Here is a 14,590-nt window from a genome sequence, read left to right on the forward strand (position 1 = left end):
TGTCACCGGCGTGCCGCGGGCCCCTGAGCTGTCACCGGCGCCGAGGCCCGCCCGTCACCACTTCAGCGGCAGGGTGCGCAGGCCGCGGACGAGCATGCCGGGCAGCCACTCGCCGGGCGGGCCGTCCAGGGCGAGGCCGGGAGCGCGCCGCAGCAGGGAGCCGATGGCGATCCGGGCCTCGAGCCGGGCCAGCGGCGCGCCCAGGCAGAAGTGGATGCCGTGGCCGAAGGCCAGGTGCCCGGTGCTCACCCGGCGTATGTCGAAGCGGTTCGGGTCCAGGTGACGGCCGGGGTCCCGGTTGGCGGCGGCGAGGCCGATCATCACCTGGTCGCCCCGGGCGACGGGCACGCCGGCCAGCTCCAGCGGCTCGGCGGCGAAGCGGAAGGTGGCCGTCTCGACCGGTCCGTCGTAGCGCAGGGTCTCCTCGACGGCTCCCTCGAGCAGCCCCATGTCCGCGCGCAGCAGTTCCAGCTGGTCGGGGTGGGTGAGCAGGGCGTGGACCCCGCCGGTGATCAGGTTGACCGTGGTCTCGTGTCCGGCGAGCAGCAGGACGAAGGCCATGCCGATGAGCTCCCGGTCGGAGAGGCGGTCCCCGTCGTCGCCGGCCACGTCGATGAGTTCGCTCAGCAGGTCGTCGCCGGGCCCGGCGGCCCGCTTGTCCTCGATCAGTCGCGTGAGGTAGGTGCCGAAGGACTCCGCTGCCTTCTGCCGGTCGGCCTCGGTGGCCGGCGCGACGGCGTCGTTGGACATGGTGCGGAAGGCGGCGCGGTCGCCCTCCGGGACGCCCAGGAGCTCGCAGATCACCGCCATGGGCAGCGGGTAGGCGAGCGACTCGACGAGGTCGGCGCGGCCCGCGGGCAGCATCCGGTCGAGCAGTTCGTCGGTGATCTCCTGGACGCGCGGGCGCAGCGCCTCGACCCGGCGGGGCGTGAACGCCCTGGAGACCAGGGTGCGCAGTCTGGTGTGCTGGGGCGGGTCGGAGGCCAGCATGTGCTTGCCCACCGGGTCGCCGTCGAACCTGCTGGAGCCGAGCTTCTCCGGGTCCTTGGACAGCCGCGGGTCGGCGAGCGCGGCGCGCGCCTCCTCGTGCCCCACGACCAGCCAGGTCTCGTACTCGTCGGGCGCCGGCAGCAGCACCCGGTGCACCGGCCCCTTGCGCCGTAACTCGGCGTACACCGGGTGCGGGTCGGCGCGGAAGCTCTCGCCGTACTGCCGAAGGTCCACCACGTCCGTCATCGGATCCCCCTGTGCGTCGCTCGGGGACGCCCCGTGCCCCCCGGCCCGTAGAACGGGTGGGGGGCACGGCGAGTTCCGGGAGCGGTGGGGCGCGCGGGCGTCAGCGGTCCGGTCCGCGCAGCCGGGCGATGAGTGCCTGGGCTCCGTCCTGGGTCAGGGCGCCGTGGAGGCGGAGACGGGAGATTCCGCCGTCGGGGTGGACGTCGAGGCGTGCGTGGGTGCCGGTGGCCGGGCCCGGCAGGAGGAAGCGGTGGTTGGTGTCGGGCTGGAGCCGGGTGCGGGGGACGATCTCGGTCCAGGGGCCGTCCTCGCCGTCGCGCAGCGAGACGGACGCCCAGCCGGCGCTGTTGCCCTTGAGGCAGGCGGTGTCGATCTCGACGGCCCGTACCGACGCCTGGGCCGCGAGCCGGTAGGTGATCCAGTCGTGGCCGCGGTCGCGCCGCCGCCGGGTCTCCCAGCCCTCGTCCATCCGGGACGACCGGCCGGGCAGGATCGTGTGGGAGGCCGGGGAGTAGAAGCGGTCGGAGACGTCCTCGACGACGCCGCCGTTGGCGAGCGCGACGACGTCGAAGACGCCCAGCGCGGTCAGCCACCCGGGGTCGGGGACGACCTCGCCGTGGACCCGCAGCCGCGCGATGCCGCCGTCGGGGTACTGGCGCACCCGCAGGTGGGTGAACCGCTGCTCGACGGACACCTCGAAGCCGTTGGCCGCGTGGCCGCCGACGGGGGTGCGCGGCACCAGTGGGGTCCACGGCACACCGTCGGCGAGCAGCTCCCCGGGCGACGACGTGCCCGGCAGGGCGGTGCCCTCGAGGGAGATCGCCTGCGGGTGGTTGCCGCGGAAGTGGGCGGTGTCCACCACGACGCCGCGGACCACGCCGGGGGCGCCGAGACGCACCAGCGCCCAGTCGTGGTCCTCGGCAGTGGGCCAGGGGTGTTCGGCGGAGGCGCCGCGGCGCCGGCGGGTCTCCCAGCCGTCCATCACCTTGCCCTTGTGGCCGAAGACGTCCGGCTCGAAGACGGCGGGCCCGGGCAGCAGCAGGTTCTCCCGGGGGGCGAAGAACTCGTCGTTGGCGGCGATGACGGCCGCCCCGAGCCGGCGGTCCGCCAGGTCGGGCAGGCCGGAGAAGGGGAACCGGGCCGTGCGGTGGTCGGCGTAGGGGTCGCCGCCCCGGTAGGGCTCGGCGGGGCCGGTGAAGCGGGGGATCGCCGTCACGTGAGGGGGTCCTGCCTTTCGGGCGTGCGGTCGGCGGTGCGGCGGGCGGTCGGCCGGGAGTCCAGCAGGCGGCCCGAGGGTTCGGTGAACGCGCCGTCCCGGTGGATCCTCCGTCCGCGCAGCCAGGTGGAGCGGACGACACCCCGCAGGGTGCGGCCGGCGTAGGCGGTGACCGGGTTGCGGTGCTGGAGGCCGGCCGGGTCGACGGTGAACGAGGCGTCCGGGTCGAAGGCCACGAGGTCGGCGTCGCGGCCCGCGGCGAGGGCTCCCTTGTGTTCCAGAGCGGCGAGGGCGGCGGTGCGTTCGGCCATCCAGCGCACCACGTCGTCCAGTCCGTGCCCGCGGCGGCGGGCCTCGGTCCAGACGGCGGACAGGCTGAGCTGAAGGGAGGAGATGCCGCCCCAGGCCGTGGCGAAGTCCGGGGTCTTGAGGTCGGCGGTGGACGGGGAGTGGTCGGTGACCACGCAGTCGACGGTCCCGTCGGCGAGGCCCTGCCACAGCAGGTCCTGGTTGGCCGCCTCGCGGATCGGGGGGCAGCACTTGAACTCGGCTGCCCCGTCGGGGACCTCCTCCGCGGTGAGGGTCAGGTAGTGCGGGCAGGTCTCCGCGGTGACCCGGGTGCCGGCGGCCCGGGCGGCCGCGACCAGGGGCAGGGCGCCGGAGGAGGACAGGTGCAGGATGTGCACCCTGGCGCCGGACTCGCGTGCCAGGGCGAGGACCTGGGCGACGGCGCTGTCCTCGGACCCGCGGGGCCGGGAGGCCAGGAAGTCGGCGTACCGGGGACCGCCGCAGGGCGGAGCCTCGGAGAGGCGGTGGGGATCCTCGGCGTGCACGACGAGCAGGCCGTCGAAGGCAGCGATCTCGTCCATGGCGTGGGCCAGCCGCCCGAGGTCCAGCTCGGGGAACTCCTCGACGCCGGAGGGTGAGAGGAAGGCCTTGAAGCCGTACACGCCCGCCTCGTGGAGCGGACGGAGTCCGCCCGCGTTGGCGGGGACGGCTCCGCCCCAGAAGCCGACGTCGACGTGGACGCGGCCCCGTGCGGCCTCCCGCTTGATCTCGAGGTGGCGTGGGGTGGTGGTCGGCGGGAGGGAGTTGAGCGGCATGTCGATCAGCGTCGTGACGCCGCCGGCCGCGGCGGCGCGGGTGGCGGTCCAGAAGCCCTCCCAGTGCTCCCGGCCGGGGTCGTTCACATGGACGTGGGTGTCCACCAGGCCCGGGAGGACGGCGAGGTCGCCGAGGTCCTCGATGCGGGCGCCGGCCGGGACGGGGGCGTCGTGACCCGCCACGTCCGTGATCACCCCGTCGGAGACGGAGACCATGACGGAGGCGGGGCGGATCCCCTCGGGGGTGACCACGCGGGTGGAGCGCACCACCAGTTCCGTCCCGGGCGTTCCTGCTTCGGGCACGAGGACGGCCCCCTCTCCCGCTCCGCGCGCCGGACCGGGTGAACCGGCGTGCTTCAACGATTTGTTGAAGGATTCCTCCGCGCCCCCGCCCCGTCAAGAGCCACCGGCCGACGCCGCGCCGCAGCGTGGTGCGGCTACGCTTCCCCCGTTCCGGACCCCGGTCGAAAGGACCATGCCCGTGCCGACGCCCAGCTCACCGAGCGGATCGGTCCAGTCCCTCGAGCGCGCCTTCGACCTGCTGGAGCGGATGGCGGACGCGGGCGGCGAGGTCGGCCTGAGCGAACTGGCGACGGACAGCGGCCTGCCCCTGCCGACCATCCACCGCCTGATGCGGACCCTGGTGACCTGCGGTTACGTCCGTCAGCAGCCGAGCCGCCGGTACGCGCTCGGGCCGCGGCTGATCCGGCTGGGCGAATCCGCGTCGCGGCTGCTGGGCTCGTGGGCGCGGCCGTCCCTGGCCCGGCTGGTCGAGGAGACCGGGGAGACGGCCAACATGGCGCTGCTGGACGGCGACGAGGTGGTGTACGTGGCCCAGGCGCCGTCCCGGCACTCGATGCGGATGTTCACCGAGGTGGGCCGTCGGGTGCTGCCGCACTCCACCGGCGTGGGCAAGGCGCTGCTGGCCGACTCCTCGCCCGAGGAGGTGCGGGCGCTGCTCGCCCGCACCGGGATGCCGGCGGCGACGGACCGGACCATCACCACGCCCGACGCGTTCCTCGCGGCGCTGGAGGAGGTCCGGCGGGCCGGGTACGCGGTGGACGACAACGAGCAGGAGATAGGCGTCCGTTGCCTGGCGGTGGCGGTGCCCGGCTCGCCCACCCGGACGGCGCTGTCGGTGTCCGGGCCGGCGGGACGCCTCACCGACGAGGCGACGGAACGGATCGTGCCGGTGCTGCGGGCGGTCGCGGCCGAGCTGGGCGAGACCCTGCGGGGAGCCGCTCCCACTCCGTGAGCCCCGCCGCCGTGGTCCGCCGTGGTGGTCCGCCGTGGTGGTCGTCCCGGCGGCCCGGCCGACGGGCGGACACCGCGTCAGGCGGACATCGGAGGGCGACGCCCCGGTCCGCCTGGGGCCGCCCTCGCCGCCCGGCCGACGGCAGCACCGGCGAGGCGCCGGCCCACCCGACGAACCGACCGAAACCGACCGACCTGCAGCGGGTGGGCATCGGTCCGGCGGGCCACAGCGGGCGGGCCCGCGTCGCAGGCGCGTCCGGGACGCGACGGCCCGGCGCAGTGACACCGCGCGGGGCGGATACTCGGGCGCGGCAGCAGCCCTACCGGGCAGGCGCCGAACCGGAGTTCGGGCGGACGTCCCCGTAGGGGCAACCGATCGGCGGCGGACCCGGCGGACCGCCTGTCGAGGCGACCGCCCGTCGAGGCGGACCGCTCGTCGAGGCGGGCGAACCTGACGCACGGGCGACCCGGCCCCAGGGCCCTGGCGGCCCCGTCGGCCGCCCCGCCACACGCACCCCCTGCGGATCGGACAGCCCGACCCGGGACGCACCGTCGGCGGTCGCCCGCCCCGGCTCCGGCAGCGCGGGCAGCACCGCCACCCCGCGGCCCCACAGCCCGCCGCCCCGTCGCCTCGCCGACCAGCGGCGCACCCGGACGAGCCGTCAGACTGTAGCGGCCGGGGAGTCGAACCGCTCCACCGCGTGGCGGACGTCGCGCATGCCGCCGGCCAGGGCGGAGACGGATCCGACCGCGCTCGCGATCAGCAGCAGCGACCGCCGCAGCCGGGCCGGATCGGGCGAGCCCTCGGCCGCGAGCGCGGCGAGACCCGCGATCTCCTCCTCGGCGACCGCCCGGTCGGTGAACTCCACCTGATAGGACGCCAATTCCCGCCGCAGCCGCGCCACGGCGGCCTTCAGCCCCGCCACCCGCGGGTCCTCCCCCCGGCCGTCGGCCGGCGGACGTTCCAAACTCCGCAACACCGCACTCCCCCTCACGTCGTCGGCCGGGCACCGTGTTCGCACGTCGACTCCCCTGGGACCAGGGCCACGAGCCGCCGCGCAGATCATGCGCTCGCTCATGCGCGACCCCTCCCGCGCACGGCACTGGTCAGGCGCCGAGGAACGCGGGGCAGCCAGTAAACGCCACCCCGGCGCGCTCGCGCCACTCCAAGGCGACAAATTCCACCCATAGGGTTCACTCCCGGCAACGAAGCTGCCGGTTGTCCACAGGCCCGCGACGCCGTTCGCCCAGGTCAGGTATGCAATACCCATGACAGACACTCATCGGGCCCCGGAGACCGCCGAGAAGGTCGCCGGACTGCTGCTCGCCGCGGGCGGCGGGCGGCGGCTCGGGGGCCGCCCCAAGGCCCTGCTGGAGGACCGCGGCGCCCTCCTCGTGGAGGGTGCGGCCCAGGCCCTGCGCGCCGGCGGCTGTGCGCGCGTCCACGTGGTGCTCGGCGCGGCAGCCGAGGAGGTCCGGGCGCGGGCCCGCCTGCCCGACTGCGTCCTGGTCGACAGCCCCGACTGGCAGCAGGGCATGGGGGCGTCGCTGCGCGCCGGACTGGCCTCGCTGGAGGGGACCGGCGCCGAGGCCGCGCTGGTTCTCCTGGTGGACCAGCCCGGCATCGGCGCGCCGGCCGTGCGGCGGGTGCTGGAGGCGGCTCTCGCCGAGGGCGCGCGGGCGCTTTCGAAAGCGCTGGTGTCGGCGGCGTACGCCGGGGCACGCGGCCATCCGGTGCTGTTCGGCGCCGCGCACTGGCCGGGGATCGCCGCGGATGCCGTGGGCGACCGGGGGGCACGTGCCTACCTGAAGGCGCGCGAGGCGGAGGTCGTGCGGGTGGAGTGCGGGGATCTGGCCCATCCCTACGACATCGACACCGCGGCGGATCTGGCCCGGCTGCGGCCTGGGCGTTGACCCCGGCTTTCCGCCATGAGGAAACTGTTGTCCACTGTCCAGAAGTACTGACGTGCAGATGTACGGAATGCCCAGAAGTGCCGTGCCGAAGGAGTCCGCTGATGTCCGCTACCGCGCCGTCCCCGGCCGTCGTCGTCGACGCCGAGCCGCTGCCCAGGCAGGAGGAGGTCCTGACCGGTGAGGCGCTCGCCTTCCTGGCCGAGCTGCACCGCCGCTTCGCCCCGCGCCGCGGCGAGCTGCTCGAGCGCCGCGCCCGGCGCCGTGAGGAGATCGCCCGCACCGCCTCCCTCGACTTCCTGCCCGAGACGGCGGCGATCCGCGAGGACGACACCTGGCGCGTGGCCCCGTGTCCCGACGCGCTGCAGGACCGCCGGGTCGAGATCACCGGCCCCACCGACCGCAAGATGACCATCAACGCGCTCAACTCCGGCGCGCGGATCTGGCTCGCCGACTTCGAGGACGCCCTCTCCCCCACCTGGGAGAACGTGGTGCTCGGCCAGGCCAACCTGACCGACGCCTACACGCGGAGCATCGACTTCACCGATCCCGCCTCCGGCAAGTCGTACGCGCTGCGCCCGGACGAGGAGCTGGCGACGGTGGTGATGCGGCCGCGCGGCTGGCACCTGGAGGAGCGCCACCTCGAGGTCGACGGCGAGAAGGTGCCGGGCGCGCTGGTCGACTTCGGCCTGTACTTCTTCCACAATGCCCGTCGTCTGCTGGAGATGGGCAAGGGTCCGTACTTCTACCTGCCCAAGCTGGAGTCCCACCTGGAGGCCCGGCTCTGGAACGACGTCTTCGTGTACGCGCAGGACGCCCTGGGCGTCCCGCAGGGCTCGGTGCGGGCGACGGTGCTGATCGAGACGATCACGGCCGCCTACGAGATGGACGAGATCCTCTACGAGCTGCGCGACCACGCCTCCGGGCTGAACGCCGGCCGCTGGGACTACCTGTTCTCCATCGTGAAGAACTTCCGTGACTGCGGACCGAAGTTCGTCCTGCCGGACCGCAACTCGGTCACCATGACGGCCCCGTTCATGCGCGCCTACACCGAACTGCTGGTCCGCACCTGCCACCGGCGGGGCGCCCACGCGATCGGCGGCATGGCGGCGTTCATCCCCTCGCGGCGTGACGAGGAGGTCAACAAGGTCGCTCTGGAGAAGGTGCGGGCCGACAAGGACCGGGAGGCCGGCGACGGCTTCGACGGCTCGTGGGTGGCGCACCCGGACCTGGTGCCGCTGTGCCGGGCGTCCTTCGACGCGGTGCTGGGCGAGCGCCCGCACCAGAAGGACCGGCTGCGCGAGGAGGTCGAGGTGCGAGCGGGCGACCTGCTGGCGGTCGACTCGCTGGAGGCGCGGCCGTCCTCCGCCGGTCTGGTCAACGCGGTCCAGGTGGGCATGCGGTACATCGAGGCGTGGCTGCGTGGCCTGGGCGCGGTGGCCATCTTCAACCTGATGGAGGACGCGGCCACCGCGGAGATCTCCCGGTCGCAGATCTGGCAGTGGATCAACGCGGGCGTGGAGTTCGAGAACGGTGAGAAGGCCACCCCGGAGCTGGCGCGCCGGGTCGCCGCCGAGGAGCTGGAGAACCTCCGCGCCGAGCTGGGCGAGGAGGCGTTCGCGGCGGGCCGCTGGCAGGAGGCGCACGACCTGCTGCTGAAGGTGGCTCTCGACGAGCAGTACGAGGAGTTCCTCACGCTGCCGGCGTACGGGCACCTGGCCGGCTGACCGCGCGGGCTGCGGCGCGCCCTCCCGGCCGCCGCACACCGGTCACGGCCGGCCTGCGGCTCCGGGGTGTCCCCAGGGGGCGCCCCGGGGCGGGGTCAGCTCGCGTCGTCCAGGTGGGCGGACCAGTCCTGGGCCGCGGCAGGCTTTCCGTGGAGGTCGGGGACGCGCTGGAGCCACCCGGGGCGTCCACGCCGGCTCTTCTCCCGCCGGGCGTGCTCCTCCGCGGCGAGCTGGTCGCCGCTGGGGAAGTCGACGGGCAGCCAGGCGGCCGAGGAGGCCGCCCGCGCGGTGAGCCAGGCGACGTAGGCCTCGCGGAGCGCGTCCGGTCCCGGGAAGCCGGGCTCGGCCTCCAGCCACTCGTCGGGGACCTCGGCGGCCACCTCGCGCAGCAGCGCCTCGGTGACCCGGGGCGCCAGTGCGGCGTCGGCGGCGCGGGTGTCCGGGGCGTAGCGGCCCAGCGCGTGGTGGCGGAAGTCGTAGGCCTTGTCGGGTGCGGTGTCGTCCCACCGGTGGTGGAACACCAGGGCGGCGCCGTGGTCGATGAGCCAGAGGCGGGCCGGGGCGGTGCCGCGGGTGGGCCAGACCATCAGGTTGGAGCTGTGCACGGTGCGGTCGACGTTGGCGGTGAGGGCGTCCAGCCAGACGACCCGGCCGGCTTCCAGGGGGTCGACGGTGAAGGTCTCGGCCAGCTCCGGGGTGAGGTCGGCGCCGCCGGAGAGGAGGTCCATGCCCAGGTTGAGGCCCGCGCTGGCGTCCAGCAGGCCGCGGACCTCGGCGTGCGGCTCGTCGGCGCCGAGGGCGGGGTCGAAGCGGACCCGCACCAGTTCGGGCACCCGCAGCCCGAGCCGGCGCCCCAGCTCCCCGACGATCACCTCGGCGACCAGCGCCTTGCGGCCCTGCGCGGAACCGGTGAACTTCACGACGTAGGTACCCAGGTCGTCCGCCTCGACGACCCCGGGGACCGATCCACCGGTCCGCAGGGGTTCGACGTAACGGGTGGCAATGACCTCTCTCAGCATGTGTCCCAGGCCCTACCGGTCGTCGCCTCGCCGTCACGGCCGGCTCCTGAGGGGGTGGGCGCCCGCCCGGGGTGCCTGCCTCGCCTGCCGCCTCCGGCACGAAGGAAGCATGGTAACCGGGCGGGGACCCGGGGGTCACGCCAGCGGGTCGTGGCCCCAGTTCATGAGCGAGTGCCGCCAGCGGGTGTCCCGCACGTCGCCCGAGGGGCGCTGGGCGAGGTGCCGCCGGACGTAGCCGACCACCTTGCGCATGTGCCCGTAGTCCTCGTCGGAGAGGTCGCCCTTCTTCGCGCGCAGGATCTCGACGATCCTGCGGCCGGAGGCGTGGCCGGTGGACTCGCCCCCGTCCTTGTGCCGGCCCGCCTCCTGCGACTCCTCGGAGGCCAGCCACTTCTCCAGGTCGGAGGGGCTCATGTTCACCAGCTCGCGGAACTCGCCCCAGGTCTCCTCGCGCTCGCCGTCGTCCACCGGCGTCACTTCTTCTTCAGTGAGGACGGCTTGTGCACCGCCGACCGGCCGGACTTCTCGCTGCGGACCTTGTACTGCGGGTCGTCCGACGAGGCGTCCACGGTGCGCCCCGCCGCCTCGGTCCGTTCGGTGATCTTCTTCTCCACCTTGCCCTCGGTCTCGCTGCCGTGGCTGCTCCAGGCGACCTTGTCGCCCTTCTTCAGCTTCTTGCCGCCGCCGTCGCTCTTGGCCATCGGGCACTCCCTCGCCGGTGCGCCGCGCACCGCGCGCGACGTCTCCTCCCAGCGTGGGGGCTCGGGGCCAGCTCCGCAGGTCCGGTTCTCCCGCCCGGGGCAACGGGCGACGGGACCCGCCCGCGCGGCCCCGCGGCCCGGACCGGTTGCGTCACGCCGTCGCCGACAGCGGGTTCGGCAGCGGGAGGTAGCGGGCGTCCGCCCCGTCCGCTCCGGTCCACCGCAGCAGCAGATTCGTCTTGCCGGGCACGGTGGGCTGGGTGAGCAGCCGCCGGGCCTCCGGGAAGTCGTGCCGGGCGACCTCGCGCCGGACCGCGGGCCACGGGTCGACCTCCGGGTGCCGCTCACGCAGAGCTTCGGCCACTTCGCCCAGATGGTTGACGAGCAGGCAGTAGACCAGCCGCTCCCAGCCCGCGGCCCTCCCCTCGGCGCCTCCGGCCACGCCCTCCGCTCCCCCCGCCCTCTCCACGCCCTCCGCTCCCCCCGTTCCCTCCGCGGGCACCGTCTTGACCCCCTCCGCGTCGCGGAAGAGGGCGCGCACGGGCCGTCCGTCGGGGCCGACGGCGATCAGGCAGTTCTGCAGGTGGGCCTCCAGGACCACGCCGTGCCGGTGGAAGAGGTGGAACGCGGGCGGGACCACCGCCCGCAGGTACGCCCTCCACCAGGACAGCGGGTCGTCGCCGGCCCGGTCCAGGGGACTCCCGTCGAAGCCCTCGGCGAGAGCGGCGGCCAGCAGGGGGGTGGAGCCGGGCGGAAGGTGCGCGGTGAGGCCGTCGCGGACCAGCACGGCCAGCTCCTCGAAGGCGAAGGACGCCGTCCGGTAGCCGCGGTCGCTCAGCCAGGCCGCGCCCGCCGCCTCCTCGGCCGGCAGGGCGGCCAGCGCGGTGGTGACGGCGGAGTCCGTGCGGCGCAGACGCAGCAGGTCGTGCCGCCACAGGCGCCGGACGTCGTTGGTGATCCGCACGTCGAGGCTGAACTTCAGGAAGAGGTCCGCACCCGACAGGTACAGGGTGCGCACGGCGGCGGTGGGCCAGGCGGACTCGGCGGTGCGGCCCAGGCGCAGCAGCCGCCCGTCGGCGAAGGCCCGGCGGACCTCGGGGTGGCCGGACACCAGGTCCAGCTGCCAGGGGTGGGCGGGGAGCAGCCGGTAGCCGGGCGGGGCCTCGCCCAGGGCGTCCAGGGCCCGGACGTCGCCCTCCTCGACGACGGCGTCCTCCCGGACGGCGAGCAGGGTGAGCGGGAAGCGGGCGTGGGCCTCGGGCGCGTAGGGGAGCCAGGCGGCCGCCGGGCCGGCGCCGCGGGCCTTGGGCGCGGGGTGGAAGGGGTGGCCGGTCAGCAACGACTGCTCGGAGCGGAGGTAGGGGTCCGCGGGCGGCTCGGCCGCGGCGCGGGCGGCGAGCAGGGCGGCGACGGCGTTGCGGCTGTCGAGCATCTCGCCGGGCAGCTCGTCGTTGGTGAGGCCGGTGTGCAGGCGGAGCTCCTCGGCGACGAGTTTGACCAGTTCCGTGTGGTCCAGCCGCCGCCATCCCGTCTCCGCCCGCACCTCCGGTGCGGTGGGTCGCCTGGTCCCGCGCACTCCGAGCAGCCGACCACTGCCCGCCAGCCGGTGCACGCGCCGGACCGTACCCTCCTCGCCCACGACGGCCTCCGGCCGGGCGGCCTCCCGCAGCAGGCAGTTGAGGAGCGGCGTGCAGGCGTAGGCGTCGGCGCTCTCGCCGAGGTCCGCGATGGGAGGCATGTGCGCTGATGGTCCGTTCGTCCGGCGGCGCGGTCGCGGTCAGTATCTCCGGCATCGGCACGGCCGCGAAGACCGCGCCGGAGGGAAGGGCGTGGGACGGCCATCCGCGGGAGACCGCCTGGACAAGTGCCGCTCCGCTGTGAAGGATCTTGTCGCGGCACGCAGAACCGCACCCGGGGCGGGGGGCCACGGCCGTCCACGCCGGCTCGCTCGCACCACCGGCGTAAGGACAACCCCGTGGACCACCGGCAGGAAGTCGACCTGAACGACGCCACCTGGCTCAATCCGCCCCTGGCCACCGCGGTCGAGGGCACGGACCTGCTCGTCACGGCACGGGAGCGGTCCGACTTCTGGCGCACCACCAGCTACGGCTTCGTCCGTGACGACGGCCACGCGCTGCTCACCGCGTTCCCGGGCGGGTCCGCGGTGGAAGTCACGTTCCTGGCCCGCTTCGACGCGCTGTACGACCAGGCGGGACTCATGATCCGCGTGGACGCGAGCACCTGGATCAAGGCCGGGGTGGAGATGAACGACGGGGTCCCCCATCTGGGCGCCGTCGTCACCCACGGCCGCTCCGACTGGTCCCTCGCCCCCGTCCCCGACTGGCACGACCGTCCGGTCACGGTGCGGGCCAGTCGCGCGGGCGACGCGGTGACCATCCGCGCGCGGGTCGCGGAGGAGCCCTGGCGCATGGTCCGCCTCGCGCCGCTGGCGCCGGACGCGGTGGCCGGCGCGGGACCCTTCTGCTGCTCCCCGCAACGGGCGGGACTCCAGGTACGGTTCACCGGCTTCACGCGGGGCCCGGCGGACGCCGGCCTCCACGAGGACCCGGACGCCTGACCGGCGCCGCCGGCCACGAACGGTGCGAAGACGCGGCACCGTGCCGAGGCGCGCGGTTCGCGAACGCACGGCACGGTGCCCAGGCACGGAGCGACCCGGAAGGGGACCGGCACCGCGGCACGACCCGCGCGGCACCGGCCGATGCCCCGGGACGCGGCGACACGGAGGAGACGGCGACGTGCGGTGTTCGGCCCGCGAAGGGCAGGAGAGGCACGAGGAGCGCGAGACGGCGCGGCAGTTGGCGCAGGTGTGCCCCGGCCTGGTGGAGCCGTTCCACGCGGCCCTGCCCGGGGCACGGGCCGCCGTGCTGACGCGGCTGTGGCGGGCCCTGGCCTTCGAGCCGCTGCCGTGGATCGCGGGACGCGGGCACACGGCCGGCGGCCTGACCGTGCGGCTGGCGGACGGCCGCACGGTCCACGGGCCGACCGCCGATCCGTTCGCGGTGGACGGGAGGGTGACCCGGCTCCGGCTGGCGGGCGCGGAGTACCAGGATCCGGCCGCGCTGGTGGAGGACCTGGGCGTTCCGCACGGAGCCGTGTTCGCCGCCGAACTCGCGCAGAGCGTCGCCTCGTTGGCCCTCTCCCGCGCCGACGCGGCTCCGGCCCCCGCGGCTTCGGCGGCGTCGTGGGAGTGGGAGCAGCGGGTGGTGGACGGCCACCCGTACCACCCGGGCTGCCGTGCCCGGCCCGGATTCACGGTGGCCGACGAACTGGCCTACGCGCCCGAGCACCGGCCGGTGGTGCGGCTGTCACTGCGCCCGGTGGAGCGGGAGGGGTGCCTGGTGGCCGGCGACTGGCCCGCCGAGTGGCGCGACGGCGGCCGACTGCTGCTGCCCGTGCACCCGTGGCAGGCACGGCACGTCCTGCGCCCGCCCGCGGACGGCGAGGGGACCGGCCACCGGAGCGGGACCGGCCATCGGAGCGGGCTCGGCTACCGGAGCGGGGACGGCCGCCGCGACCGGACCGGCCCCGGCGACGCGACCGGGGGCGAGGAGGGGTTCATCGCGCACCCCCTGATGGCCCTGCGCACCCTCGCGGTGCCCGGCGGGCCGCAGGTGAAGACCGCGCTGTCCGCCCGGCTGACCTCCTCCGTGCGGGACATCTCCCCCGGGTCGATCGCCTCCTCGGCGGTGGTCTCCGCCTTCGCCGAGTCCCTGACGCCCCGTCTGGGCGGTCTGCTGCACGTCACCCGCACCCTGGGCGCCGCCTGCGACAGCACGCCGGACCTCGCGGCGGTGGTCCGCGAGGCGCCGGAGGCGTACGCGGGACCCGGCGAGCGGATCGTGCCCGTCGCCGCGCTCCCCGCGCTCGCCACGGCGGGGGCCCTCCCCGCGTCCTCCTGGCTCGCCGATCTCACGGCGCTGTCCCTGGGCGTCGGCCTGCGCCTGCTGGAGATCGGGGTGGCCCTGGAGGCACACGGGCAGAACCTGCTGGCGGTGCTGGCAACGGACGGCAGACCGGTGCGTCTGGTCTACCGGGACCTGGCGGACATCCGGGTGAGCCCACGGCGGCTGGCCCGTCACGGCTTGCGGCTGCCGGACGGTTTCCCGCCGCGGATCGTCACCGACGACGTGACGGCGCTGCGCCGCAAGCTGTTCGGGTCGCTGGTCGCGGGTGCGCTCGGCGCCGCGGCAGGCTCGTCCGAGGCCTTGGCCTCCGTGCTGCGGGAGGCCGCTCCCGGGCTGCCGGCCACCCCGGACCGCGAGGCGCTGCTGCGTGACCCGCTGCCCACCAAGGCGCTGACGCTGATGCGTCTCTCGCCGGACGCGCCGGGCGACCGGTGGACGTTGCTTCCGCCTGCGCTCGGCGGGTGACCGGATCCGTCAATCCGCCGTCCGGGTACGGG

At 75.2% G+C, this 14,590-nt stretch carries 13 protein-coding genes; 5 read left to right on the forward strand and 8 right to left on the reverse strand.

Going from position 1 to position 14,590, the window contains the following annotated elements; translation table 11 throughout:
* Positions 1 to 54: 54 nt before the first annotated feature.
* The 3 genes from ABT026_RS03070 to allB form a co-directional block, all read right to left on the reverse strand.
* Positions 55 to 1,236, reverse strand: coding sequence for a cytochrome P450 family protein (locus ABT026_RS03070; protein ID WP_351111528.1), 1,182 nt, complete (start codon positions 1,234 to 1,236; stop codon positions 55 to 57).
* Positions 1,237 to 1,336: 100 nt separating this feature from the next.
* Positions 1,337 to 2,452 (reverse strand): allantoicase, encoded by a 1,116-nt coding sequence (gene alc / locus ABT026_RS03075; RefSeq protein WP_351111530.1) that lies wholly within the window; start codon positions 2,450 to 2,452, stop codon positions 1,337 to 1,339.
* Positions 2,449 to 3,858, reverse strand: coding sequence for an allantoinase AllB (allB, locus tag ABT026_RS03080; RefSeq protein ID WP_351111532.1), 1,410 nt, complete (start codon positions 3,856 to 3,858; stop codon positions 2,449 to 2,451). Before allB ends, alc begins: the two co-directional genes overlap by 4 nt.
* A 172-nt stretch (positions 3,859 to 4,030) precedes the next feature.
* Between allB and ABT026_RS03085 the strand changes: the two genes are divergently transcribed.
* The gene (locus ABT026_RS03085; protein WP_351111534.1) at positions 4,031 to 4,810 is read left to right on the forward strand and encodes an IclR family transcriptional regulator; all 780 of its coding nucleotides are present in this window, start codon (positions 4,031 to 4,033) and stop codon (positions 4,808 to 4,810) included.
* Positions 4,811 to 5,471: 661 nt separating this feature from the next.
* On the opposite strand, the gene ABT026_RS03090 is transcribed toward ABT026_RS03085, so the two are convergent.
* Positions 5,472 to 5,831 (reverse strand): DUF5955 family protein, encoded by a 360-nt coding sequence (locus ABT026_RS03090; RefSeq protein WP_351111536.1) that lies wholly within the window; start codon positions 5,829 to 5,831, stop codon positions 5,472 to 5,474.
* Between the two features lie 247 nt (positions 5,832 to 6,078).
* Between ABT026_RS03090 and ABT026_RS03095 the strand changes: the two genes are divergently transcribed.
* A complete protein-coding gene (locus tag ABT026_RS03095; protein ID WP_351111538.1) occupies positions 6,079 to 6,723 on the forward strand; it encodes a nucleotidyltransferase family protein in 645 nt (214 codons plus the stop codon).
* Positions 6,724 to 6,824: 101 nt separating this feature from the next.
* On the forward strand, positions 6,825 to 8,447 hold the full coding sequence (aceB, locus tag ABT026_RS03100; protein ID WP_351111540.1) for a malate synthase A: 1,623 nt from the start codon (positions 6,825 to 6,827) through the stop codon (positions 8,445 to 8,447).
* Between the two features lie 95 nt (positions 8,448 to 8,542).
* On the opposite strand, the gene ABT026_RS03105 is transcribed toward aceB, so the two are convergent.
* From ABT026_RS03105 to ABT026_RS03120, 4 genes are all read right to left on the reverse strand, one after another.
* Positions 8,543 to 9,466, reverse strand: coding sequence for a HipA family kinase (locus ABT026_RS03105; RefSeq protein WP_351111542.1), 924 nt, complete (start codon positions 9,464 to 9,466; stop codon positions 8,543 to 8,545).
* Between the two features lie 135 nt (positions 9,467 to 9,601).
* Positions 9,602 to 9,934, reverse strand: coding sequence for a DUF3140 domain-containing protein (locus tag ABT026_RS03110; RefSeq protein WP_351111544.1), 333 nt, complete (start codon positions 9,932 to 9,934; stop codon positions 9,602 to 9,604).
* A gap of 5 nt (positions 9,935 to 9,939) precedes the next feature.
* Positions 9,940 to 10,167, reverse strand: coding sequence for a hypervirulence associated TUDOR domain-containing protein (locus ABT026_RS03115; protein WP_351111546.1), 228 nt, complete (start codon positions 10,165 to 10,167; stop codon positions 9,940 to 9,942).
* 151 nt (positions 10,168 to 10,318) lie between these two features.
* Positions 10,319 to 11,905, reverse strand: a complete 1,587-nt coding sequence (locus tag ABT026_RS03120) for an IucA/IucC family protein (protein ID WP_351111548.1) — start codon at positions 11,903 to 11,905, stop codon at positions 10,319 to 10,321.
* Between the two features lie 237 nt (positions 11,906 to 12,142).
* Here ABT026_RS03120 and ABT026_RS03125 point away from each other — a divergent pair, with 237 nt between their 5' ends.
* Together ABT026_RS03125 and ABT026_RS03130 are read left to right on the forward strand one after the other, a co-directional pair.
* Positions 12,143 to 12,745, forward strand: a complete 603-nt coding sequence (locus tag ABT026_RS03125; RefSeq protein WP_351111550.1) for a DUF1349 domain-containing protein — start codon at positions 12,143 to 12,145, stop codon at positions 12,743 to 12,745.
* A 178-nt stretch (positions 12,746 to 12,923) separates the two neighbouring features.
* On the forward strand, positions 12,924 to 14,558 hold the full coding sequence (locus ABT026_RS03130) for an IucA/IucC family protein (RefSeq protein WP_351111552.1): 1,635 nt from the start codon (positions 12,924 to 12,926) through the stop codon (positions 14,556 to 14,558).
* Positions 14,559 to 14,590 lie beyond the last annotated feature (32 nt).

It is taken from the genome of Streptomyces sp. NPDC002734 (genome assembly GCF_040295685.1).
Lineage (GTDB): Bacteria > Actinomycetota > Actinomycetes > Streptomycetales > Streptomycetaceae > Streptomyces.